This is a genomic window from Thioclava sp. GXIMD2076, assembly GCF_037949795.1.
Lineage (GTDB): Bacteria > Pseudomonadota > Alphaproteobacteria > Rhodobacterales > Rhodobacteraceae > Thioclava > Thioclava kandeliae.
Genome location: NZ_CP149932.1, coordinates 647,600 through 672,001 on the forward strand (window position 1 = coordinate 647,600; position 24,402 = coordinate 672,001).

At 57.9% G+C, this 24,402-nt stretch carries 23 protein-coding genes and 1 pseudogene; 12 read left to right on the forward strand and 12 right to left on the reverse strand.

The genetic code is table 11. The annotated features are described in order from the left end of the window. Positions 1-22 precede the first annotated feature (22 nt). Positions 23-610, reverse strand: coding sequence for a tyrosine-type recombinase/integrase (locus WDB91_RS03190; protein ID WP_339113726.1), 588 nt, complete (start codon positions 608-610; stop codon positions 23-25). 174 nt (positions 611-784) lie between these two features. Further along, the gene (locus WDB91_RS03195; protein ID WP_339113727.1) at positions 785-1,426 is read right to left on the reverse strand and encodes a hypothetical protein; all 642 of its coding nucleotides are present in this window, start codon (positions 1,424-1,426) and stop codon (positions 785-787) included. A gap of 193 nt (positions 1,427-1,619) precedes the next feature. On the opposite strand from WDB91_RS03195, the gene WDB91_RS03200 reads away from it, so the two are divergent. From WDB91_RS03200 to WDB91_RS03210, 3 genes are read left to right on the forward strand one after another with little or no spacing between them, the layout of a single operon-like run. Continuing rightward, positions 1,620-3,113 carry a recombinase family protein gene (locus WDB91_RS03200; RefSeq protein WP_339113728.1) on the forward strand — a complete coding sequence of 498 codons (1,494 nt, stop codon included), beginning with the start codon at positions 1,620-1,622 and terminating at the stop codon, positions 3,111-3,113. Further along, on the forward strand, positions 3,113-4,012 hold the full coding sequence (locus WDB91_RS03205) for a plasmid partitioning protein RepB C-terminal domain-containing protein (protein WP_222475094.1): 900 nt from the start codon (positions 3,113-3,115) through the stop codon (positions 4,010-4,012). Before WDB91_RS03200 ends, WDB91_RS03205 begins: the two co-directional genes overlap by 1 nt. Further along, the gene (locus tag WDB91_RS03210) at positions 4,002-4,952 is read left to right on the forward strand and encodes a plasmid partitioning protein RepB C-terminal domain-containing protein (protein ID WP_339113729.1); all 951 of its coding nucleotides are present in this window, start codon (positions 4,002-4,004) and stop codon (positions 4,950-4,952) included. Before WDB91_RS03205 ends, WDB91_RS03210 begins: the two co-directional genes overlap by 11 nt. Positions 4,953-5,382: 430 nt before the next feature. Here WDB91_RS03210 and WDB91_RS03215 read toward each other — a convergent pair whose 3' ends face one another. Together WDB91_RS03215 and WDB91_RS03220 are read right to left on the reverse strand one after the other, a co-directional pair. Beyond that, entirely contained in the window at positions 5,383-5,577 is a 195-nt protein-coding gene (locus tag WDB91_RS03215; protein WP_222475081.1) for a hypothetical protein, read from the reverse strand. A 47-nt stretch (positions 5,578-5,624) separates the two neighbouring features. Continuing rightward, a complete protein-coding gene (locus WDB91_RS03220; RefSeq protein WP_339113730.1) occupies positions 5,625-6,275 on the reverse strand; it encodes a hypothetical protein in 651 nt (216 codons plus the stop codon). Between the two features lie 215 nt (positions 6,276-6,490). Between WDB91_RS03220 and WDB91_RS03225 the strand changes: the two genes are divergently transcribed. From WDB91_RS03225 to WDB91_RS03250, 6 genes and pseudogenes are all read left to right on the forward strand, one after another. After that, a complete protein-coding gene (locus tag WDB91_RS03225; protein ID WP_339113731.1) occupies positions 6,491-6,733 on the forward strand; it encodes a helix-turn-helix domain-containing protein in 243 nt (80 codons plus the stop codon). Between the two features lie 224 nt (positions 6,734-6,957). Further along, positions 6,958-7,458, forward strand: coding sequence for a TnsA endonuclease N-terminal domain-containing protein (locus tag WDB91_RS03230; protein WP_339113732.1), 501 nt, complete (start codon positions 6,958-6,960; stop codon positions 7,456-7,458). After that, entirely contained in the window at positions 7,455-9,599 is a 2,145-nt protein-coding gene (locus tag WDB91_RS03235) for a Mu transposase C-terminal domain-containing protein (protein WP_339113733.1), read from the forward strand. The genes WDB91_RS03230 and WDB91_RS03235 overlap by 4 nt, the downstream gene beginning before the upstream one ends. Further along, on the forward strand, positions 9,589-10,542 hold the full coding sequence (locus WDB91_RS03240) for an ATP-binding protein (RefSeq protein WP_165971743.1): 954 nt from the start codon (positions 9,589-9,591) through the stop codon (positions 10,540-10,542). Before WDB91_RS03235 ends, WDB91_RS03240 begins: the two co-directional genes overlap by 11 nt. Next, a complete protein-coding gene (locus WDB91_RS03245) occupies positions 10,539-12,350 on the forward strand; it encodes a TniQ family protein (RefSeq protein WP_339113734.1) in 1,812 nt (603 codons plus the stop codon). The genes WDB91_RS03240 and WDB91_RS03245 overlap by 4 nt, the downstream gene beginning before the upstream one ends. Before the next feature lie 1,249 nt (positions 12,351-13,599). Further along, positions 13,600-14,634, forward strand: a pseudogene (locus WDB91_RS03250) (IS3 family transposase). A 113-nt stretch (positions 14,635-14,747) separates the two neighbouring features. Here the strand turns inward: WDB91_RS03250 and WDB91_RS03255 are convergent. The 6 genes from WDB91_RS03255 to WDB91_RS03280 form a co-directional block, all read right to left on the reverse strand. Beyond that, positions 14,748-15,560: a DUF1217 domain-containing protein gene (locus WDB91_RS03255; protein ID WP_339113735.1), complete on the reverse strand. Its 813-nt coding sequence runs from the start codon at positions 15,558-15,560 to the stop codon at positions 14,748-14,750. Next, positions 15,557-15,961: a flagellar biosynthesis repressor FlbT gene (gene flbT / locus WDB91_RS03260; protein WP_339113736.1), complete on the reverse strand. Its 405-nt coding sequence runs from the start codon at positions 15,959-15,961 to the stop codon at positions 15,557-15,559. The genes WDB91_RS03255 and flbT overlap by 4 nt, the downstream gene beginning before the upstream one ends. Beyond that, positions 15,958-16,335 carry a flagellar biosynthesis regulator FlaF gene (gene flaF / locus WDB91_RS03265; RefSeq protein WP_339113737.1) on the reverse strand — a complete coding sequence of 126 codons (378 nt, stop codon included), beginning with the start codon at positions 16,333-16,335 and terminating at the stop codon, positions 15,958-15,960. The genes flbT and flaF overlap by 4 nt, the downstream gene beginning before the upstream one ends. A gap of 89 nt (positions 16,336-16,424) precedes the next feature. Beyond that, on the reverse strand, positions 16,425-17,306 hold the full coding sequence (locus tag WDB91_RS03270) for a flagellin (RefSeq protein ID WP_339113738.1): 882 nt from the start codon (positions 17,304-17,306) through the stop codon (positions 16,425-16,427). A 225-nt stretch (positions 17,307-17,531) separates the two neighbouring features. Further along, positions 17,532-17,876, reverse strand: coding sequence for a hypothetical protein (locus WDB91_RS03275; protein WP_339113739.1), 345 nt, complete (start codon positions 17,874-17,876; stop codon positions 17,532-17,534). After that, positions 17,869-18,174 (reverse strand): rod-binding protein, encoded by a 306-nt coding sequence (locus WDB91_RS03280; RefSeq protein WP_339113740.1) that lies wholly within the window; start codon positions 18,172-18,174, stop codon positions 17,869-17,871. The genes WDB91_RS03275 and WDB91_RS03280 overlap by 8 nt, the downstream gene beginning before the upstream one ends. 110 nt (positions 18,175-18,284) lie before the next feature. Between WDB91_RS03280 and WDB91_RS03285 the strand changes: the two genes are divergently transcribed. Together WDB91_RS03285 and WDB91_RS03290 are read left to right on the forward strand one after the other, a co-directional pair. After that, positions 18,285-20,456 (forward strand): flagellar hook-length control protein FliK, encoded by a 2,172-nt coding sequence (locus tag WDB91_RS03285; protein ID WP_339113741.1) that lies wholly within the window; start codon positions 18,285-18,287, stop codon positions 20,454-20,456. Between the two features lie 12 nt (positions 20,457-20,468). Further along, a complete protein-coding gene (locus WDB91_RS03290; RefSeq protein ID WP_339113742.1) occupies positions 20,469-21,137 on the forward strand; it encodes a flagellar hook capping FlgD N-terminal domain-containing protein in 669 nt (222 codons plus the stop codon). Here WDB91_RS03290 and ubiB read toward each other — a convergent pair whose 3' ends face one another. Both ubiB and ubiE read right to left on the reverse strand, forming a co-directional pair. Beyond that, positions 21,138-22,667: a 2-polyprenylphenol 6-hydroxylase gene (gene ubiB / locus WDB91_RS03295; RefSeq protein ID WP_339113743.1), complete on the reverse strand. Its 1,530-nt coding sequence runs from the start codon at positions 22,665-22,667 to the stop codon at positions 21,138-21,140. A 1-nt stretch (position 22,668) separates the two neighbouring features. Continuing rightward, the gene (gene ubiE, locus WDB91_RS03300) at positions 22,669-23,421 is read right to left on the reverse strand and encodes a bifunctional demethylmenaquinone methyltransferase/2-methoxy-6-polyprenyl-1,4-benzoquinol methylase UbiE (RefSeq protein WP_339113744.1); all 753 of its coding nucleotides are present in this window, start codon (positions 23,419-23,421) and stop codon (positions 22,669-22,671) included. Positions 23,422-23,508: 87 nt separating this feature from the next. Between ubiE and mutM the strand changes: the two genes are divergently transcribed. Beyond that, on the forward strand, positions 23,509-24,354 hold the full coding sequence (gene mutM / locus WDB91_RS03305) for a bifunctional DNA-formamidopyrimidine glycosylase/DNA-(apurinic or apyrimidinic site) lyase (protein WP_339113745.1): 846 nt from the start codon (positions 23,509-23,511) through the stop codon (positions 24,352-24,354). Positions 24,355-24,402 lie beyond the last annotated feature (48 nt).

Consider the following 24,402-nt stretch of genomic DNA (forward strand, 5'->3'; position numbering starts at 1 on the left):
TCTCAGCCGCTGCAGTTTCCGGCTACCACAGATCGTTGAACCGGTGCGCAGCCGTCCGCGTGTAATGCGCTGTGTGCCGGGGATCACGGTGTCCGAGGTAGTCCTGAATGACTCGCAAGTCGTGCCCCTTGTTCGCCAAGGCGAAACCGCAGGAATGGCGAAGCATATGTGGGTGGACGCGCTCAAGCCCGGCACGGGTGCCGGCGGATCCGAGGATGTAGTTTACGGCCTGCCTCGTGAGCGGCTGCTTGCGCTCGGAGACGAAGAGCCAAGGCAGCGCATCCTCCCTGCGCGCGAGCCAGCGCTTGATAGCCCGCAGCTCTTCGCCAGCGACTGGCTGCTCGACGCTGAGCCCGTTCTTCAGCCGTGCGACCCAGATCCGCGACTGCGCAAGATCCACGTCTTGCCGACGAAGCGCGATCACTTCGGAGACGCGCAGTCCATGCCGAAACATCATCAGGATCAATAGGTGGTCGCGAACCCCGTGGCGGCCCTTTTTGGCGGAAGCGAGAAGCCGGTCGATATCCGGCTGACCAAGGTAGTCACGGCTCCGCACATGGGCGTCGGTCGCCCGGTCATCCCCACTCTTGACACTTCGCCGATTGGGCATGGTTATGTCGCCTCTCACAAGTCTCTGCCTGGCAAGGCTTGGCCGAGATCAACTCTTAACAAAACACACGAAGTGTAAAGAGTCACGCTGCAGTCGCCTTAGTCCGAATTTGCGCGTCGCAACAAAGCGCGTCTCACGACGGCGTGATCTCCCCGGAAGGCAAATCTGCAGCCGTCATCTACTTCGTCGCACGCACCTTTTGTAACGGCCCTTTCGCCGTGACCCGACATACTGGATGAGGCGTTGCGCTTTCAGGCCCGCGATATCTCGGCGCGCGCTTTTCAGACTTACTTGCCAGGCTGAAACAATCTCATTTGCGCTACAGCGATCACCCGCCTCAACTCGAGCGAGGAACCAACGCTGGCGCTCGTTAAGTTCCGCTGGTTCAGGGTCATCTATAGTGTCACGATCAGGGTCATCCATAGGGTCATTGTGCCATTGGCGCCTTCTCGGGACGGCGGTCGTATTCTCACCCGCGACATATGCCGCCCGTGCCGCCGAAAGAGAATTCCGATCCACGTGGTCAGCCGAGCTGTTCGCAGCTGGCTTCTCGATCAGGCCGAGCAAGAAGACGCGAATGATTGGCGATGAAACCGCTAAGCGTAGGAAAAACACCGTATCCGGGCCATGTTGTCCAGAAAGCCAGTGCTTGACCGCACGCTCGCTCGCATGCGTCTGGCGCATCAGTTGCTTGACCGCGCGGTGGCTGTCCCCATGCTCCTTTCGCAACAGTTCGGCAATGGTCTGAGTATAGGCACCGCGCCCACTGAGGACGCCCTCCCATACCGGCAATCTCCTGCCCTTTTTCGGCAACATATTCCGCTTCCTCCGCTGTTAGATTCACGACAGTGCGGAGCTACGGCACAGACCTGTCAGGCGCTGCAGCGGTAGGTCGCCCGGACCACCGCTGCCAGAACGGTGAAGGGGCAAGATTTTGAAGAGCCAGGAACCTCGCGATGAATGCTCATGGAAGCCGGATCATCCTGTTCGGGCAGCCGAATACGTCCGCATGTCAACTGATCATCAGAAATATTCGACGGAAAACCAATCTGACGCGATCCGGCAATATGCTCAGGCGCGTAGCATAGAAGTGGTGCGCACTTACGCAGATGCCGGAAAAAGCGGCCTGAAGCTCGAGGGACGCGATGCACTCCGACAACTGATCGAGGATGTGCAGAACGGCAGCGCTGATTTCACGGTCGTTCTGGTCTATGATGTCAGCCGCTGGGGCCGGTTTCAGGACGCAGACGAAAGCGCATATTACGAGTATATCTGCCGACGTGCCGGAATTGCCGTCCAGTACTGTGCCGAGCAGTTCGAGAATGATGGCAGCCCTGTCTCAACCATCGTCAAGGGCGTCAAGCGGGCGATGGCTGGTGAGTACAGCCGCGAGCTATCCACCAAAGTCTTCGCCGGGCAAGGTCGGCTGATCGAAAAAGGATATCGCCAAGGGGGGCCAGCCGGTTTCGGCTTGCGACGAACCCTAATCGACGAGCATGGAGCCATCAAAGGCGTTTTGAGGCGCGGCGAGCACAAGAGTATCCAAACTGACCGCGTGATCCTAGCCTTGGGCCCTTCCGAAGAAGTCGATCTTGTCCGTGAAATCTATAGAGCCTTTGTTATTGACGGGCGCAAAGAAAGCGAGATTGCGGCTGATCTAAACGCACGAGGTCTTGCTACAGACCTTGAACGGCCATGGACCAGGGGTACGATTCACCAGATCCTGATCAACGAGAAATACGCCGGTGACAACGTCTGGAACCGCCGTTCCTACAAGCTGAAAAAGAAGCGAGTTAGCAACGCGCCTGATATGTGGATTCGGGCCGAAGGCGCGTTCGAGGCAGCTATCGACCGCGAGCTTTTCGAGGCTGCGCGGGCGATCATCAATGCTCGCTCCTTTCGTCTGAGCGACGAGGATATGCTTCAGGCATTGCAGGCGCTATATCAGAGGCATGGCGCCCTCTCCGGTATCGTTATCGACGAATCCGAAGGAATGCCATCGAGTGCGGCCTATCGTTCGCGTTTCGGCAGCCTGCTCCGGGCCTACAGTCTCGTGGGGTTCACGCCGGAACGGGACTATCGCTATGTCGAGATCAACCGCGAGCTACGCAAGCTTCACCCAGGCATCGTCCGCGAGGTGATCGATGGTCTGCAGGCAGCAGGTAGCGACGTTAGGCAGGATCTCGAAACGGATCGCGTGATCGTCAATGGCGAGTTCAGCCTTTCAATCGTCATCTCGCGCTGCATTCAGTCACCGACCGGACTTATGCGTTGGGAACTCCGCTTTGATACATCGCTCTCGCCCGACATCACCATCGTCGTTCGTATGGACAGCAGCAATCATGCCCCGTTCGACTACTACCTGTTCCCGCATATTGACAGGCTCTCCGACAAGCTAAGGCTGAGAGAAGATAACGACTTGAGCCTCGACGCCTATCGCTTCGATGACCTGAATTTTCTCTACGACATCTCGACACCTGTTCCCCTTCCGGAGGCTGCCTGATGCCCGGCACCCATCCAAGTCATGTGGAAATGATCCCGATTTCACGCATCACCGTGCTCAATCCTCGTGCGCGGAACAAACGGCAGCACCGGGAGATCGTAAACAATATCGAGGCCATCGGGCTGAAACGCCCCATCACCGTCAGCCGCCGGGATGGGCCAAGTGGCACCCGGTATGATCTGGTTTGCGGCGAGGGCCGGCTGGAAGCGTTCCAGATGCTTGGTCAGGTCGAGATCCCCGCAGTGGTGATCGATGCGAACGAAACTGAATGCCTGGTGATGAGTCTCGTAGAAAATATTGCCCGTCGAACGCCCAGGCCCATCGACATCATGCGGGAGATCGGGGCGTTGCGTGCGCGAGGCTACAGTGACGGTGCCATCGGCGAGAAGATCGGCGTCGGCGCCTCATGGGTGAATATGATAGCGTCGCTGCTTGAGCGTGGTGAAGAACGTCTGGTCGCCGCTGTCGAGACCGGGCTGATCCCGATCACGCTCGCGATGGAAATATCCAAAGCAGAAACGCAGGAGGCACAAAATCTACTTCTCGATGCCTATGAGACCGGCAAGCTCAGGGGCAAGAAGCTGGCGGCCGTCCGGCGGATGCTCGACATGCGAATGCGCACCCAGGGCAAAGGTTTGCCGGCAGGGCGCCTAGGACGCAAAGGGCATAGCCGCCGGATGACGGCAAATGACCTCATGCAGGTCTATCAGCGTGAGGCGGAAAAGCAGCGGCTCTTGGTCAAGAAGTCGGATTTTACTCAGGTGCGGCTCCTGTTCATCGTCGAGGCACTCAAGGATCTTCTGACAGATGAGAGCTTCCTTAATCTGCTCAGGGCAGAAGGTCTCGCGACGATGCCTCGCGCCTTGTCCACGCGAATCTCAGGGGAAAATGATGGCTGATCAGCTCAAAGATCATGGCGACGACGACGGGCTTGTCCGTCTCGCCTTTGACCGAAGTTTCATCACGCTCCCACTCACGGTGATCATACCGCTCAAGACCTTGCCTGATGGAGCTCGCGAAAGCCGGGCATTTTCGCAAGTTTTGAGTTCTATCAAGGCGGTCGGACTAATTGAGGCGCCTGCTGTGGTGGCCGATACTGCGAACAGCGGGATGTATTTTCTGATCGATGGCCATCTTCGTCTGGAAGCCCTCAAGGAGTTGGGCATCGTGGAGGTCGAATGCCTGCTTGCCACGGACGACGATACCTACACCTACAACAAGCGCGTTAACCGGATACCCCCGATCCAAGAACATCGGATGATCGCCCGCGCCATGGAGCGCGGGGTCTCATCAACCGCGATCGCCGATGCCCTCAATCTTCACGTCGAGTCCGTTCTGAGGCGCTTCCGACTACTCGAAGGTATCAGCCCAGAGGCCGCCGAAATGCTCAAGGACACACCCTGCTCAATGAAGGTTTTCGATACGCTGCGGCAGATGACCCCTGTTCGGCAAATAGAGGCCGCCGATCTGATGATCGGGCAGAATAACTATTCGGTCATGTTTGCTAGAGCGATCCGCGCCGCAACACCCGAAAGTCAACTTGTGGCAGCCAAAAAGGGAAGAGGTGCAGCGGTCCCCACCCCCTCCGGCCAGCAGATCGCACGCATGGAACGGGAATTAGCCGCGTTACAGACCCAGGTCAAATCGGTCGAAGATACGTATGGCATCGATAATCTACACCTGACGGTCGCGCGCGGCTATATCACCAAGCTTCTCGCCAACGCCCGCGTCGCGCGCTGGTTGTTGAACCACCGACAAGAATATTTGGCTGAGTTTCAGAAAATCGCCGAAATCGACACGCTGGGTCTCGTCACTGACACGCCGAGTGCCGAAGCATGATGACATAGGCTCGGCCCCGATAAGCGTGGCAACTTGTGGAACGTCGGAGGATAAGCGTTTGGGTCATGGAGGTGGACGCCCAATGAACGTGTTCGTCTAAACAGGACACGCGAGCGGCTATATCGGCCCATGGTCAACTTGCCCCCTCTTCTGGTCCTACGTCTTGCCATGGACCAAGACACCGCGGCGAGTGGATTTTGCCCGCGCTTGTTATTGAAATAGGCGCGCACGGCGACGAACCTCTACAATACCGCCCGCCAACCGATCCGAATGAACTCTCGGCACATCGGCAGGTGTGCGTCAGCCAAAAACAGCCAGACGAAAAGGGAGCGGTTTTCATCCGCCCATTGCTACGCTCGCATCAGTTTCTCGCCGGAGAGCTGCTGTACTCCGTCCGTCGAACGATCCTCATTCGGGCAGCTTGAAATCATTAGGCACCACTTCCGCGCTCGGCTTCTCGGAGCCTGTCCTGTAACGCCAACAGTATGACCTCCTCAATGTCACGAACGCGCATCCCATGATCGTAAGCAAGCCGCTCCACCATGTTTGCGATTTCCGGGTTCTTCGGACCGTACATCGGCCAATCGTGCAACTCATGCTGATCCGGATGCGTCGGCTTGACCATGCTGTCCTCGTTGATGGTAGGTTCCTTCAGCTCTTGGTACGAAGCGGTTACTTCTCCCACATTCCCCGCTTCCGCAGGATGTTCCGCGCTTTTTCCCATGAAACACCTGCCACCAGGGCGCATCGGTTTGCGGATCGTGTCTTTAAATACGTCTCGACGATCAGCGCTTCATCGCACTGACGGTTGGCGTTTCGCGGTTGGACTTTGCGGCCAGTACTCTTGATCCATCTCGAAATCGTATCGCATCCTGGACCATGCCGCTTGTGCAGCTCACGCAGGGAACTGCCCGAGTCCCACTGTTTCGCAATATCTTCTTTTATGTCGATCCCTGCGGCGGCCAAAGCTTTGACTGCCGCACGGCGGTCTCGTGCCAAAGCCTGCGCCACTTGGTCCAGTGACGGCATTTCCTCATATATCCGCTTGACCTCAGCCGACTCCGGCAACCGAGGCTTTTCTCCGCCCCGCAGCACCTTGCGAACAGGGTCCTGCGGCTCTGCCCCAACATCGCTGACATCTACCGCCTGGGCTTGTGTCCCCGCCGCTTCTGACTGTGTGGCTTTTTGGCACGCGAGTTTTCTACGGGATACGCGCAGCCGAAGGCGTGGGCCTTCCAGTTCAGCAATAACACTCTTGGCAGCTTCGAGTTGTTCCCGAGCCTCCCGAAGTCGTCGTTCTTCTTCACTTCGTTGCGTTGTCACTGGAGTCGCTCCTTCAGTGACAACCTTGGCGCGGTAAACCGGCAGTGCAAAGTCATCAGGTCTGAAGCTTGCCGGTATTCTCGGTTTGATCGGCAAAGCAGCCCGACAAAATCTGAGAAAACGCCTCCGCAGCCGAAGAAAACTTGCACGACGAATCAATCTCCGAATCACTGTTGGAGTGGGTAAGAACGGAGTCTAAGGACTTGCATCAGGCCATGAAGGTAGATTTGCACAATCACGAGCAGCTGAAGTGCAGGCTTCGGCAAGCCGGGTCGAGCATGGCGGAAATCGCCCGCACGCTCGGCATCAAGCAGAGCAGCGTGACGGTAGTTAGCCAAGGCTATCGTCGTTCGCACCGTGTGCAGTCCGCCATCGCAACTCAGCTTGGTACAACTCCCCAGAAGCTCTTCCCCGACCGTTACGCAGCAGAGGAGGACAGCGCGGCAAACAAAACCTGACATCGGGAAATAAAAAGACCCTCCTGCGCTAACAGGAAGGCCTTTTGAATAAGTGTCGTTTCGATCCGACCCCTTATTCATCCCCTGAGTCTCACGAAAAGTCAACCTGCCGAGGCGTCTCTCGGCAGGGCAGTCAAACTCATCTCAAACATAGGGGGATGTCGCCCCGCGCCTGCTCCGATCCACATGGGTCGGCGCCCAGGTGAGGTGCGCTCCAAAACATCATGTACAACACCTTGTTCTACCGCGGGCCGGAACCGAGCCACGCGACCCGAGTGCCTGCGCGCCGTTCTAAAGGGAGCCTGCGCGGCTCGATGGTCGCACAGCTGCCCGGCTTCGAGCGCCCGCGCATCATCCACTTCGAGAGTGCGCTCGAATACGCCTTCCTCTGCCTGATGTTGGTACGCGACGACGTGCACCACATCCGCGAGCAACCCCAGGCGATATCCTATGTCGGCACTGACGGCCGCCCCGCGCGACATGTCTTCGATTTCTTGGTTACGAAAACGGACGGGGAGCGCATCGCCGTGGCCATCAAACCCATGCAGCGTGTGCTGAGGCTGAACTTTGCATCCGAGCTCGAAGCTGTCTCTGCGGCAGTAACCAAGTCATTTGCGGATCGTGTGCTGCTCGTCACGGACGAGCACATTGACCGACAGGCTGCCGCTGAAGCGGCGCGGACGCTCGCTTGGTCGCGCCCCTCTCTAGTGGAGTCCGCAGCATGATCCCTCGCTTCCGCTTGTCGACCTCTGACATGATTATCACTGCGGGTGTCGCGATCTACCCGATTGAGACCAACGAGCACGGCGGCGTCTATGGGCGTGTGGGCCAGCCGGGGGTCACAGAGGCTTTTTCTCACCAAGAACTTGCTGAGATGATGCGTCGCCCAGATACCAAATATTTTCCAGGATATTTTGACCGGGCGACGCAAGAGGCGCGTCGCAACAAGCCGGTAGAGGTCATCAGCGAACTGTCGGAAAAGACCGCACGGCTGGTGATCTGGCGGAAGGCCGTCTGTGACGCCTTCCTAGCTCTCGAAGCTGCGGGCCTCGTCAAACGCACGCAGCGGGCATATGAGCAGGCCAAAGCGCAGCTCGCATCAGTGACGGCCAGGCTCGTTGGCGAAGGCGCAGCGGCCTTTGCCAAGATACGACCGGGCAAGGAAATAAAAGTTCGTAAGCTGCCGGGAAGCCGAACAGTCTTGCAGTGGGTCCGCTCCTATCAGGCTGCAGGCTACTCTGCACTTTCTCTCATTCCGGCCACTCACCTATCCGGCAATCGGAGCCGGCGCTGGTGTCCGAAGGCGGAAGCCCTGATGAACCAGGTCATCGAGATTTACGCCGACACGCAGCAACCAACCAAGGTCCAGTCTATTCAGGAGACTCGGGCACTGTTCGCCGAAGAGAACGCGCGCAGAGCCAGCGCGGGGGCAACGCCGCTCACGATCCCCTCTGCCTCCAGCGTTAAACGCCGATTGGACTCGGCAGACCCATTCTACGTCTGCGCAAAACGATTTGGCGTGTCTGCAGCCGCCAGGAAATTCGCAATGAGCAGCAACGGTCCCGATGTTGTGCGCCCCATGGAGCGGGTCGAGATGGATGAAAACAAGCTCGACGTCGTGTCGTTACTGACGCTGACAGGCATCTGGGAGCACCTGCCGCCGGATCGGCAGAAGAAATTCGAGACAGGGCGGCGCTGGATGTATCTAGCGATCGACTGCGCCACGAAATGTGTCGTGTCGATGCGACTGGCCGACAATCCGAACTCGGATGATGCGATCCGCGCGCTGCGGCAGATTTTCGAGGACAAGACCCCGCTGGCCCAGGCGGCCGAATGCGAAAGCACATGGCATCATCATGGCGGGATCGGAACACTTGTGACCGACATGGGGCCTGCCTTCGTCTCGGACGCCTTCCAGGCAACGGTAGCGTCACTTGGGGTCACGTCGCACTTGCCGCCCGCTGGCATCCCATGGATGCGGGGACACATTGAGTCCTTCTTCCGCACACTCGGACATCAGCTCATGCCGCTCTTGGCAGGTCGAACCTTTTTCGACACCATCGATCGCGGCGACTATCCTTCAGAAATGCTCGCCTGTCTGTGTGACGACGACCTGATCAAGGTCCTGCTGACCTATATTGTTGATATCTATCACAACCAACCGCATGGCTCTCTGAACGGGGAAACTCCGAATGCAGCCTGGAAGCGGCTGGTGGCTGAACACGGGACGCCTCCGGTTCCGGATGGCCTGACCCTTCGAAAAGCATTTGGGCGACCTAAATCCCGGAAATTTAATAAAGAGGGCGTCCTGTTCTCGGGCCTAAGCTATAGCTGCGAGGCGTTGCGAGAAGCGCACCTACACTCTCCCGTACGGGAGGTGGAAATCAGGGTCGATCTGCAGGACATCGGGTGGATAGCCGTCAAGGTCGGTGCGTCCTGGTATCCTGCGCTCGCCAATCAGCCTGGCTTCGAGGGCGTGAGCTTCGAAGAGCTGCGAGAAGGCATGCGTGCCGTTCGCCACGTGCACGCCAGTAACGCGAAGTTGGACGCGCCCAAAGTCCAGCGGGCAATTGCGCGGATCTCCGAAGCGAACCGCCGCGCATTCGCTCTGCGCGCCCTGACCCCTTTCCATGTGACCGACGTGGACGTCGCCCGCGCAGATGCTGCACTGCACTATCCGCTCCGCTCTGATCAGCAGCGGCTGCGACACATGCCGCCGAGCAACGACCTTCTCAATGGTGCAATCTCCATTACTCCGCCAACGGACACATCTCGGAAGCCGGACAGCGACGATAACGGGCCGATCTCAGAGCGTCGAACGAGACGCAAGAACCGCAGACGCTGGGGGTTCAACGATGGGAAATGATCTGATCACCCAAGCGGCACAACGGGTCGCTGAATTGAAGGCATATTTCGTCGATCACGAGCGCTTCGTTCCTCTGGCAGAAGGGTTTTCCATCCTCGCTGAGAAAAGGCTCGTAGACATCCAGACCGACCGTATCAGCGAGGCGCAAGGGCTTGCCCTGTCCGGGCACTCCGGGGCCGGAAAAAGCGCGGCAATCACCCATCTCCTTGCCCAAGAAAGGCAGCGGCTGGCCGATCAGGGATACGGAGATTCAACCATCATCAGCTTGCGGGTGCCATCACCCGCAACGCTGAAATTCGTCGGGCAGATGCTCCTTCGGGCGCTCGGCTACCCTATCGGTGCCGATCGCCATGCCTGGTACATCTGGGACCTGGTCCAACATCACCTGAAGGAGCGGCGCGTTTTGTTCGTGCATCTCGACGAGGCGCAGGACCTGGCGTCGCGGGGCACCAAGCACGAGCTGGATTCAGTGACATCCATGCTGAAGACTCTGATGACGGACCCGGAATGGCCAGTTGGGATCATTCTGTCGGGCACAAACGAGCTGGAAGACATCCTCAACCACGACCATCAGCTCGCTCGGCGCATGCGGACCGTTCGGTTCGAGAGCCTATCCGCTGCTGCGTATGGTGATGATATTCTCGACCTGCTCGAGAACTACTGCGAACTGGCGCAGCTCGAACCAGAGGATGACGTTCTGGAATTATCCCACGGCGAACGCGTGGTCCATGCTGCGGCAAACCAGTTCGGCATCGCCATTGTCCTGATCCTCGACGCCATCGAGGATGCCTACTTGCAAGGCCAGAAGACGCTGAACCAGCGCAATTTCATCAGGGCCTACCATCGGCGGACCTCCTGCGATGCCGAGTTCAACCCGTTTGTCGTGCCGGACTTCATGCGCATCGACGCCCGCCAGGTGTTTTCTCGGGAGAACCGCACATGATGTTGTCACCCCTCAAGCCGCTTCCCCTCACCGTCACCCCGGTACCCGGTGAAAGCGCGACGTCGCTTGCGTCCCGCATCGCGCGGAAGAACGGGACTGCCAGCCTTCAGTCTTTCTGCGCCGACATGAGCATTTCCTATCGCGCCCTGAAGGTCGGCGACCCGGTGGAGATTGAGCGGGTAGCCGCACTCGCAGGGTGTGCTCCCACCAAACTCCGCACTTGGACACCCCACGCCCCGTCGAAGACGAATTATCAGCTAGGAGCAGAGGCGCCGAGGTTCACGGCCTACAGCCGAAGCACGATCAGAGGATGCCCGAAATGTGCCGCTGAAGCTCTTTCAGAGCAGGGTGCCCATGGCCCGTTTCATCTCGGGGCATGGCAGCTCACTTCAATCCGGACCTGCGCCCGGCATTCTTGCATGTTGATCGAGGTCCCGCCTCCCTCGCATCACAAGCACAGCTATGATTTCGCGCGGATGGTCGACAACATGGACATAGACGACATCCAGATTGTTGCCGAAGAGGCGCGATCTCTGGAACGCTACCTCCTTGGCCGATTGGATGGCACGCCCGCAGGCTGTTGGCTCGACACGCTGGAGTTCCATGTCGCAGCACAGCTTTGCGAGAATTTTGGCCTTTTGATGACGCAAGGCCCCAAGGCCACCCGAGCGGAAACGACCGAACGACAATGGCTTGAGGCCGGTGCAGCAGGATACGACCTCCTACGCAACGGGCCTGATCAAATGGTCGCAGCGCTTGAAGAGCTTCGCATGGAGGCAGGCCCTGGCTGTCACACCTACGGTGCGATTGCCGGTTCTTTCCTGACCTGGCTGTCCCAGCGTGAGGATGATGCTGCCTTCAATCACATCCGCCGGATTGTTTTCGACTATATTCTGCGGACGTATCCCATGCTCGTCGGTAGCACCGTCCTGCGGATACGGTGCGACAGGCAACAGGTGTATTCCCTTCGAAAAGGCGCAAAGGCCTACGGGATCGACGAACGGATGCTGCGCCATAAGCTCTTGGAGCGTGGCGACATCTCGAGAACGGGAAAATCCGGTGCCATCACCTATCGTCGCTATCCCTCACGGGAGACGCTGCAGGAACTCGCCGATGAAACAAATGGGCTGCTCCGCGGGTTCGACGCTGCAGACTATCTCGGGGTGGACATCCACCTGCTGCGCATTTTCGTCGTGGTAGGGCTCGTCAAGAAGGCCGGAGAGATGGCCCGAAACGCGCCGTATTTCCGGAGGGAGGATCTCGACGCCTTTCTCGGTCGTTTGAATCGCCAAACACGCCCCGAGCTGGAACCGGCCAATGATGAGGTTTCTCTCATTGCGGCCACGCCCGCGTGCCAATGTTCGACCCTCGAACTCCTGCACCTGATTTTCGAACATGATATTCCGCTACGTTGCGTGGCGGGTGCAGACGCAAGGTTCAACGATTTCCTGATATCTGTAGAGCGGGTAAAAACGGCCATAGGCCAGAACTCAGCTGGTGCGATCAGCATGTCCGAGGCTGCCGGCAAGCTCGGTGTCGACACCGCAACAATCCGCAACCTGATGAACGCGGGCTACTTGACCGCTGCTCCAAAGAGCCAAAAGTCCTCAGAACGCTGGCGGGTGGTCGATGAGGCCTCCGTCACAATCTTCGCCGAGCACTACATCTCTGCTACCGATCTTGCCCGCGAGTTACGACGCGATCCCGCCAATCTCTGCCGCGAGCTTTACAAGAACGGCGTCGAACCACTCATCTTCAACGGCGAAAACCGGATCATCTTTCGCCGTCGCGATGTGAACGATAGATGAGGTCAAGAATGATGGTGGGATTTGCTGCCTGATTGGGCCGAAGCCTGTGCATTCCATCCCCAGGACCTTCTGACACGATAACCCTTGAGAAAGCCGACCACTGCGTCGGCTTTTTTCATATCTTCCGAGAGGCAACCCTATCTGACGAAAAAGGCAGCTTCAGTTCAGCATCGAGATTTCGGGGTACTGAATTCAAAAGGAAATTCTGACGCTCAGAGGCAAAACTATGTGCCCCTTCCCATTTACTGAAAAGCACCAAATAGTTCTGCCTTTCTTGTCAGAGGATTTGCCTCTGTCGTGCAGACCGGTGCTGTTTTCCTACAAAAATCCATGCTGCTTTGATCCGCGCCTTTTCGGCGTGTTGATCGCTCCGCAGCGCTTCCCTCTGTCGAACCAGAGGATGCCCCATGAGCGACCATCTCTTCGTCGTGACGGGCGGCCTTGGGGCGCGGGCAAGACCAGCCTGATCACCGAGCTCTCCTGCCGCGGCTTTCACGCGATCCCCGAATCCGGCCGCGCGGTCATTCGCGAGGAGACGCCCTCCCTTGGGCCGACCGCATGGCCTACGCCGCACGGATGCTGGAGCACTACCTGCGCGCCCACAGCGCGGCACAGCCCCTTTCAGGGCCCGTAATCTTCAATCGCGCCACTCCCAACATCATGGGCTACTTGACTCTCTGCGGCCTCCCCACGTGGCTACAGCGGCTAAGGCAGCCTGCCACAACCGTCGTGTCTTCCTAGCGTCGTTCTAGGATGAGATCTTCACGCAAGACACCGAAGGCAAGCAGACTCGCGCCGAAGTCGAAGCGACCAATGCCATCACGCGCGAGACCTACACGGCCCTCGGATACAAAATCACGGAGCTGCCGCGCGCCGATTTTGTAACACGCGCCGACTTTGTCTGTAAGCAAATGGCAAATTGACCTTCATCTCTAGATTCCTTGGCGAAACTGCTGAAGCGGACAAACCGCATGGTCCCTCCGGCCTCCCGCTGCCTGACACTCACGGCCCATTGCCGTCATTCGTGCCATTGCATCCGATGGCCGGTCTCAGCGCTTTGTAGACACTTCCTCATCGTCGCTCGCCGCGGCACAACTGTCCCAGATGCGCTCGTACGTAGCGGCATGTAGCACCGGCACAGGCCATGATGGTTGGTGAGACCAAGTTTTCCGTTCAGCGGGTAATCTCCCCTGATCCCAAAGGGATGCGGAAGTAGAATTTTCTCGTCAGGATGAGTGAGGAGATTCCGATGAAGAACACACGTTTCACCGAGGTCCAGATCATGGGCGTGCTGCGCCAGGTGGAAGGCGGTGTGCCAGCAGCCGAGCTTTGCCGTGAGCACGGGATGAGCAGCACGACACTGTACAAGTGGCGCGCCAAGTATCGTCAGCGAGATGAAGGCGATGGCGGAGGAGAATCGCCGCCTGAAGCGCATGTATGCTGACGTCAGCATGCAGAATGATCTGCTCAAGGAGGCCTGAAGTCGCCAACTCAACGCCGGGAGTTGGCCGTAAAAGCGGTGACGATGAAGGGCGTCAGCATTGCGCTAGCGTATCGGGCCTTCGATGTCAGCGAGACGTGCTTTCGATACAGCCCGAAGCTCGATGACGAGAACGAACAGATTGCCGGTCTGCTGCCCGGACTGACAAAGGCAAAGAAGACCTGGGGCTTCGGCCTGTGTTTTCTCTACATGCGCAACGTCCAAGGGCACGGGTGGAACCACAAGCGCCTGTCCCGGATCTACCGCGAGCTGGAGCTGAATCTCAGGATTAAGCCCAGCAAGCGGCTGAAGCGGGACAAGCCAGAGGCGTCGGCGGTTCCAGAGGCCGCGAACGAAGTCTGGTCGATGTATTTCATGGCAGACCGCCTCGGGGACGGTCGCCAGTTCCGGCTGCTGAACGTCCTAGACGACTTCAACCGCGAAGGCCTAGGGATCGAGATCGACTTCTCGCTCCGCGCCGAGCGCGTTGTCCGAGCGTTGAACCAGATCATCGAATGGCGCGGCCCGCCCAAGACGATCAGGGTCGACAATGGCCCGGAATATATCAGCGGCACCTTGATGGAATGGGCCGAACACAAGGGCATCGCCTTGGCGCACATCCAGCCCGGAAAGCCGCAGCAGAACGCCTTTGTCGAGCACTACAACCGGACGGTCCGGCACGAATAGCTGGACCTCCATATCTTCGAAACCATCGACGAGGTCCAGAACATTGCCACCGAATGGCTCTGGTCCTACAACAACGAACGTCCGAACATGGGCAACGGCGGGATGACCCCCGCATAGAAACTGAGAATGGCCGCGGAAACTCTACGACCAAGCCCCCGCAAAAACGGGGGGATTACCAAGTACATTCTTAAACTAGCCACTGGCCCCGTGATTTAATACTTGGCTTTACATTAAAAACGAGCAGAAAAGCTGGCTGCGTTTTGCAGCAGGGTTAGCGCAATAGAGTTGGAGCTGGTTGAAACACTGCCGTTCATCACCTGATCTCGCAGAAGATAGTATTTGATGAGCTTCTCGACGCTCTCCTCGTCAGTGAATTGTGAAACCTCATCGGACCCGAATACCTGTTGGGCCTTTTGCTTGAATATTGTGACCTGTTGGTCGACATCCAAGGACGATGTACTTTCGGGCAATCCCAAACCGGTGCGCATAACCGTAGCGAGAGCTTCGTTACCTATAATCGTATACCATTTTGTATTGTCAGAGCTATCCTCTGCTGCGAGGTCTGCCAATTCACGCTGAGCATTGAGTGCGAAACGGTAGCTTTCATCACTATCTCCCACAGCAATCTCAAACTGCCTTTCTTCGTAATTCGCGATCATCTCGTCAGCGAAGGAACTCAGAACGGTATTGGGTGGATCGAAATCAAAACTGAAGGCTTCGGAAAGTGCCGCATATTTCTTATCCGAAAGCTTGTTTGCAAAGGAATCCTCGTCAAGCGTCCCCTCTTCGAGAACCTTCTTGATGAAATACTTGTTCTGTAGGTCATCATCCAGACCAAAAGCCCCCAGCGCAACTTTGAGCAGCCGATAATCGGAAACGAGTTCCTCCGCCGAGGTTACGTTTCCGATATTTTCACGAAAATACTCTTCGTCATTCTGAATAGTCACAGAGGCGGTGAATGCCGCCTTCTGTGTTTCCATTGTCCGATTAAGGACTTTCCAACCGGCATAACCACTTAGCGGAACAATGGGTTGATATGTCATTGGCGTGCCGCGGCCAGAAGCCGCTCCTCCCTTGGTAGAAGACTACGAAGCGCCTTGAGAGCCTGATAGTGCTGTTCCTCAAGAACGGATTTGGTTGCAATCGCGAGCTGCGTCCGGCTATCGTGATCCGTCAAGACTTGGCTAAGCTGCTCAATACCGCGCAGTAGCTGCAGCCGAGTTTCTTCAGGATTGTTATCTCCCGACAAAACGAGTTGCGCGATATAGCATACCCGGCGAACAGGTGTGTTTGCCTCCTCAGGATGGATTGCATCGCGAAGTCGCAAAATATTCGCGTTCGGGGTCATGATCGCGAGACGGGATCTCCGGTCTCCATTCTCGATCACAGCGCCATTAATGAGAACACGCTCCTTGGGAGCCAACTTTAGAACAAGGCCACTCATTTTGTGCCTCCAGTAGGGCGAAGGCCACGCATAATGGCAGTATTAATTTCTATAAGAGGATCGAGGTTAGCTTTACGCGCCAGAACCTTCGAGCTGTGCACATCGACGAATTTCTGGAGGAATAATATCCGCGCCCGCAACAACTCTGGTAGGCCATTATCCGAAAGACCGACATCATCTGCGAAGATCCGCCACAATTTGCGGTTTCGGCTTACAGCGTCGACGAGATCTGGAAACTTTTCTTTTTCTTTGCCAGCTACACCACGAAGGCGGCTGGTGATACGAGCAAGTGCTTCGTACTCGATATCGCGGTCGGTTCGCACCGCCTGGTTTGGTTTGGAATAGGCCATTTTGGCCTGAGCATAAGCGTTCACGAGAAGCCCTTCCTGTGGCTGCAAGTTTTAAAACCCGGCGTTTTGCCAGGTGGTTGAGGGGCGCATTGACTGCGCCCCTCAGATGCTCATTACTGGAACAGCGACAGGAGCTGTTGCGGCGCTTGGTTGGCAATCGACAGAGCTTGCGTGCCCAGCTGTTGCTGAACCTGCAGAGCCTGCAGACGTGCCGACGTCTCTTCCATATCGGCGTCGACGAGCGAACCGATACCCGAGGTCACGGCATCAGAGAGCTTCGAGATGAAGTCGCTCTGATCGGAGATGCGCGAAGCAGCGGCACCCAGTTCTGCAGCTTTGTTGGTTGCAGTCTGGATATGGACTTCGATCGCCGCCAGCGATGCATCAGCGGCAGTTGCGCTGGACACGTCGATGTCGGTCAGCATGCCACCATCAGAGGCAGCCGCACTGTAGGTACCGAACGCAGCTTCGAGGTCAGCCGATGCCACGTTGATATTCGACGCACTCACCGTCGCACCCGTGCCCGAACCGACGCGGTCGAGCGAGGACAGGACGCTGATACCGGTCCCGCCATTGCCATCAACATCGGTGCGCAGAAGGTTTGCACCGTTGAACTGCGACGCATTGATGATCGAACCGATTTGCTTTTTCAGCTCGTTCACGTCTGCGGTCAGCTTGTCGTTATCAACGTTCTCACCGGTCGCCGAAACGATTTTCTCTTTCATCTCGTTGAGTTTCTCAACGATTTGCTCTGCGCCGGTCGACGCGACAGCAACGGTCGATTCACCCAGAGCGAGAGAGTCTTCGATCGCATTGAAACCGGCAACGTCCGATTCCATGACTTTCGAAATTGCCCAAACTGCGGCGTTATCTTTTGCAGTGGAGATATCTTTACCGGTCGAGATGGCCGATTGGGTATCGCCAAGCGAGGAGTTGATCGACTTCAGGGTTTGAAGTGCGGTCATTGCGCCGGTGTTGGTCAGAATGCTGGACATAGTTTTGGGTCCTCAGATATGTGCGCTTTTGCGCGAAGGTGTCTATATACCGCCCGACTTCTTGTCGGAGCGAATGCACAGGTCCTTCTGACACATGCGCCCCGGTTCCCGGAGCGCGCCACCCAGTCACTGGATGCAGGGGTATGTTTGCACCATCTCCCCTAACGAAAAGCTAAGGCCGGCTTTGCGGCCGGCCTTGTTTTGGTTGCATTTTATTAAAATGGTTTATGCGCGCTTCTCGATCGACCCCTGCGTACCGACAATGCGCTGCGGGCGGCCCGATTTGTCGTAGCTTCCGAAACTATGGGCCGCTTTCTGGATCGCCGAGAGCCTGATCTGCGCCGCGCGGATACCTTTCAACGCCGCAGAAAGAAGCCGCTGATTCTGGCGGGACATCTCATGTGCACGCTTCAGCTTTTGCGCCGGGAAATCCTTCACCTGCATAAGGAGTGCTTCCTTTCGCGCAACCAGAGCCGTCAGCGCTTCGAATTCTGCTTTGCGAATCACATCCCGTTCGAGGCGCAGCAAATTGATCAGCTCCTCAACTACCGCATCATCTTTATCAGCCATTCTGCGCCCTCTTCAGCATCGAGTTGAAAATAGTTTCAGCCAGGCCGATCCCTCCGGCCTTCGCCATCTCACTGGCCTGCTCTTCCCGCAAGAACGACGAGAACTGTTCCTCGCCGACACCGCCGGAAAACTCGGATTTATTTTCGCCCAAACCCGTATATTTGAGCATCTCGGACAGGAAGCTCGCCTCAAGAGCCTGCGCAGTATCACGCATCTTCTCTTGCTGCTCCGCGCTGACAACGCGCAAGGACTTCGATCCATCTGTCGTTAAAGGTAACCCAGTCGATGTGACTTGCATGGGATTCTCCGCATCATTCGCATTCTCTCCTTTTTGACAGCTTGCGGTAAAGAACCGGTAACCTCATTGAGGCAATGTGGTGATCATCACAGGCAGAAGTCTTGAGGATCATGACCAGTTTTGACGCAATAGCAGCTCAATTTCCCCTTGCTACAAAGGGCCAAGCAGCTGGAATCGATTCGCCCGCCACCGCGACGAACGGTAAGAGCACAGAATTTTCTTTGGAGTTTTCGGCTCTGACCGAGACGATAGGCCGCGCTGATACTGGCGCGACGATTCGGCCACATTCAAAGGGCCCGGTTTCTACGAATTCTGAACAGCAACCCCGCGCATTCAACTTGCCGCGCGACGAACAGATTGTCTCTGCCGAGATGCCCACAGTAACACCCGGGCAGATCAAAGCACCGCAAGATGCTCCTTCTTCTGCAAAGAACACGGATAAAGCGTGGGCGCCAGGTGAACAAAGTAATCCTCTCTGGACAGAACAGGGCTTGCCGCGCGCAGCAGAGGCCACCAGCTCCCCGGTCGAGAGCAAGAAAAATGATGGTTCCTCGAAGGATGGAGACCAAACGGATGAGGTTTTCGATACCGAGCACGTTCCTGCCGCCGATACGCAGCTAGAGGCATCGGCACTCCCTCAATCTGATCCCCGAAGCTCCCCAACGTTGAACTTCACGGCATCGGAAGTGAGCGAACCCCACGCCGAACTGGACGAGGAAATGGCTTCCTTCCAGACAGATAAGGGAACAGATACCGCGCCTGAATTCCTGTCGCACACAGGCGTCCAGACGCAATCCGCCATGGTGCCGCAGTCAGCAGTAGCACCGATGCAGGATTCCGAGTTGCAGACCTCGGAGCCAACCGCACAAATCGCTTTTAATAACCGAGGCTTCCCGTCGCAAGAGAAGGCTCCCCCTCAAACGGTTCGCCCTGATGCCCAGTCCTCCTCTGGTACGAGCGCAACTCCGCAACCCGACCTGCCTCGGCAATCTGATGTATATGGTCGTCAGTTGACAGCAGCGGACGAGACCGGCACCGCTGAGACGGTCGCAACAGCAGACGAACCCGCAACACTACAGCCAGCCTCCGAGCAGCGCCCCGAAGCAAGATATACCGCGACCGCGGCACCTTCGGTCAGCGAAGCACGATTCGCCTTGCACAGTTCGACTGCAAGCTTCTTCAGCACACCACAGAACGGAGCCACCTCCGGGCAGGTTGCACTTCCCGACGGTATGGAGGAGATCTCGGAAAATGCCGTAGCTCTACCGATTCCGACGGACGAAAATGTGGAATCCGATCCCGCGCTGCGCAGCGAGATTGGCGTCTCGGTGCGTAACATCTCGCAACCCAAAGTACCTTCCGGCATTGTAACCGGGCAGACCGGTGCCATTTCTCCGCAGGAAACCCAGCCGGCCGCAGCAGCACCGATCGACATCGAGACGACCGATAGCACGGATACGACGACTATTACCTCGACCGTGAATACCGGCTCGAATACGCCCCTGCAGACCTCGGCGATACCTCTACAAACGGTTGCGCAGGCGCAACTGGGTGCCGAGAAATATGTCACGAAGCGCCGTGAACTTAGCGAACAACTCGACGAGGAACTGACAGTTACCCAGATCGGCAAGGACCGAACGGCGCAATCGCGTATGGAGACGGCCTATGCCGTTACCTCCGCAGCGAGCACGACAATGTCGAACGGCGCATCCGGACAGTCTCTGCCGGCGGAAAGCGGCTTGCTTGCGCAGGATCAACCCACTCCTATCGATGAAGACAGCCAACGCTTCGGCCTTGCTCCTCTCCCCAGTCACACCGGCATGACCGCGGCGACAACGGCATCCCAACCCGCCGCGCAACAGGCTATGGCCCAAAACGTCTCGCAACAGCTCGCACGCGCCGCAACCAGCACATCGGATGGAGCAGTCGAATTGACCCTCGCCCCCGAAGAATTGGGTAAGGTGCGGATGGTCATGCATCATAGCGACAGCGGCATGTCCGTGATGATCTATGCCGACAGGCCCGAAACTCTCGACCTGATGCGAAGACATGCCGAGATGCTCAGCCGCGACCTGCGGGAGCTCGGCTATACGGATGTGAACCTGAATTTCACGGATCAGGGCCAAAGCGGGCAGAACGCCCAGGAACTTGCCGAACAAGCCGACCGTATCCGCGCCGAACGCGGAACCCAAGCCGCATTCAGCGCTGGCTCCATTTCCAACACCCTCAATCCCTCGCGCACCTCCGGCTCCGTGCTGGGGGGGCTAGATCTCAGAATGTGACGGAGGATTTCCATGACCACTGTAACAAGCGCCTCAACCACGGCATCCGCGACGAGCTCCAGCTCGACGGCGGATGCACAAACCTTCGCAACCTCGGATTACCAGACCTTCCTCGAGATGCTGACCGTCCAGATGCAGAATCAGGACCCGCTCAATCCGATGGATAGTACGGATTATGCCGTGCAACTCGCGACCTTCTCGGGGGTCGAACAGCAGGTAGAGACCAACTCGCTTCTGGAAAGCATCGCATCTTCGATCAGCCAGATGGGCATCTCGGAGCTGGCAAGCTGGGTCGGTATGGACGGAAAAACCGAAGAGCCTGTGTATTTCTTTGGTAGCTCGATCGTCGTTGAAACCGAAGCCGATAGCCAAGCGGATTCGGCTGTTCTTACGGTTCAGAACGAGTCGGGGAACACCGTTTACAGCGGTGCCGTAGATGTGGACGAGGATTTCGTCGAGTGGGACGGCACCAATTCGGATGGTGAAACCGCCGTTTATGGCAACTACACCTTCACACTCAAAAGCTATAGCGGCAGTGACCTTATCTCTACCGAGACCGCACCAGCCTATGGCCGTATCATCGAAGCGCGCGTCACCGATAGTGGCACAGAACTCGTCATGATGTCGGGCTCTACCGTCTCGAGCGACGATATCACCGGACTGCGTAGCCCCTCAAGCTGATCAGGCCAGCAGACCGGCCGCCAGCCCCGCGACAAAGACAGCTGCGATGATCCCCGCCCAAATGGCGGGATGAAGCGGTTTGTCCGCAGGGGTTGGCGCCTCCGGATGCGCGCGCCGCTCGATGGAATTCTTCAACATATCGGGGAATTGCGGGCTGTAACGCGCCATGACTTTCACCACCTTGCGCAGGTCATGCAGCGCCGCTTTCGGCCCGAGATTCTCACGGATATAGGTTTCGACGGCGGGCTTGGCGGCCTGCCACATATTCAGCGACGGGTTCAGAGACCGTGCGACCCCCTCGGCCACAACCATCGATCGCTGCAGCAAGATCAGTTCGGTGCGCGTTGGCATTCCGAAACGCTCCGTGACTTCAAAGAGATAGGCCAGAAGGCGTGCCATCGAAATATGGCTTGCATCCATGCCAAAGATCGGTTCGCCCACCGCGCGAAGGGCCAGCGCGAATTCGTTCACGTCCCGATCCGCGGGCACATAGCCCGCCTCGAAATGCACCTCGGCCACACGGCGGTAATCGCGCTGGATGAACCCGATGAGGATCTCGGCATAGACACGACGGGTATATTCATCGATCTGCCCCATGATCCCGAAATCATAGGCAAGAATATCACCATTGGCGGCGACCTTCAGGTTGCCCTGATGCATATCCCCATGGAAATATCCGTCGCGCAGCGCATGGCTGAGAAAGAGCTGCAAGATACGCTCGGACAGTGCGACCAGATCATGGCCTGCAGCCCTGATCGCCTCGGGATCGCCCATCGGCACGCCCTCGGCCCAGTCCAGCACCATCACGCGGCGGCTCGACATGTCCCAGGCAGGCTTTGGCACCGCAAACCCCGCATCATCTGCCGTATTCGCGGCAAATTGCGACGCGCGCGCCGCTTCCATGCGCAGATCCAACTCCCCCATGACAGTGCGCTCGAAGTGTTTCACCACATCGGTCGGACGCAACCTTCGCGACGAAGGCGAGAACCGCTCGATGAATTTCGCCACAAAATGGAACGCATCGAGATCACGGCGGAAGGCGCGTTCGATCCCCGGACGCAGCACCTTCACGGCAACCTTCTCGCCAGTGCGCGCCAGCACGGCCTGATGGACCTGTGCGATAGAGGCCGCAGCCACAGGCTCGGAAAACTCTGTGAACATCTCGGAGATCGGACGCTCGAATTCTTCCTCGATCGTCTTCTTTGCCAGATCGGTCGAGAACGGTGGCAGGCGGTCTTGCAACACGCGCAACTGCGTGGCCAGTTCTGGCCCGACCACATCTGCGCGCGTCGATAGAATCTGCCCGAATTTGATATAGGCCGGACCAAGCGCTGTGATCGCCCGTGTCACCGGCGGCAAGTTCGGGTCGCCCTTGTAGCCAAGCCACGCGAAAGGGGCCGATACCGCATAGGCGGCCGCCCGCAGGCGCGGCGGCGCGTCCATGGCCTCCAGCACCTGATGCATCGCGCGCGAGCGGATGAAGGTGGCGCCAGTGCGGATCAGGCGCCAGATATTGATCGGCCCGCGCATCTCAGATCTTCCAGCCAGAATGCAGCGCCGCGATACCCATGGTCAGGTTGCGATAGCTCGCCTGCTCGAAGCCCGCCTTGCGAATCATCGACAGGAACGTCTCCTGATCGGGGAATTTGCGGATTGATTCGACCAGATACTGGTAGCTGTCACGATCATTGGCCACGATCTGGCCCATCACCGGAATGATATTGAAGGAATAGAGATCATAGGCTTTCTGCATCAGATCATTCGGGATCTGGCTGAATTCCAGAACCATCAGACGCCCGCCGGGTTTCAGCACACGATAGGCTTCGTCCAGCGCGTCCTGCACGCGCGTCACGTTCCGGATACCGAAGGAAATCGTATAGACATCAAAGGAGTTATCCTCGAACGGCAGCGCCATCGCATCGCCCACGATCCAGTCCAGACGCTCGGCCATATCCTCGGCCTCGGCGCGCTTCTGGCCCTCGATCAGCATCGATTCGGTCATATCGCAGACGGTCGCCGTGGCTTCGGGCGCACGACCGAGGAAGCGGAAGGCCACATCGCCGGTCCCCCCCGCCACATCCAGAAGCTTCTGGCCACGGCGCGGCGCAAGCCAATCCATCATCGCGTCTTTCCAGACGCGATGGATGCCCATGCTCATCAGGTCGTTCATGATGTCGTATTTCGAAGCCACGCGCGAGAACACGCCATGCACCATGCCGGCCTTCTGGCTCTCGTCCACGGTCTGAAAGCCGAAATGCGTCGTCTTGCTCTGATCTGCGGTCATCTGTCCCGTGGCCCCTTGAGGTTCGTCTGGTCTACCCCCTTCTTATAGGGGCCGTTTCAGAAGTGACAATGCACGAGGACGATCACAATGCCCGAACTTCCCGAGGTCGAAACCGTCAGGCGGGGCCTTTTACCCGCGATGGAGGGCCGCGTGATCGAACGCGCCGAGGTCAACCGCCCCGATCTGCGCTGGCCCCTGCCGGATAACATGGCCGCCCGCCTGACCGGCGCACGCATATTGCGCCTGCGCAGACGCTCGAAATATATCCTTGCCGACCTGGATCGCGGGGAGACCCTCCTGATCCATCTGGGCATGTCGGGGCGGATGCTGGTCTCCGGTGTGGCACTGGGAGAGTTCGTCATCGACCACCCGACGCCGCAGAAACATGACCACATCGTCTTCCATATGGAGGGCGGCGGGCGTGTCACCTTCAATGATGCGCGTCGCTTCGGGGCGATGGATCTGTTCCCCACTGGCGCCGAGGACAGTTACTGGCTCCTCGAGAAGCTCGGCCCTGAACCGTTCAGCAACCAGCTGAACGAGGAGTATCTGACCGCCAGACTGCGCAGTCGCGCGAGCCCTATCAAGACGCTGCTTCTGGATCAGGCGATCGTGGCGGGGCTTGGCAATATCTATGTCTGCGAGGTGCTGTTCCGCGCGGGCATCGACCCGCGCCGTCAGGGCCGCCAGATTGCCGAGAAGCGTCTGCGGCCTCTTGTCGCAATCATCCGCGAGGTTCTGGAGGAGGCTATCGAGGCGGGTGGATCTTCGCTCCGCGACCACCGGCAGGCCGATGGGGAGCTGGGATATTTCCAGCACCGCTTCAAAGTTTACGGTCGCGAGGGCGCGCCCTGCCAAAGCTGCGGGCAACCGGTGCTCAGGATCGTGCAATCGGGGCGATCCAGCTTTTATTGCGCGCATTGCCAGCGCTAAGAGGAACACGGGCGCGAGAGTTGACTTGATATATGGGCCGGTTTTGTT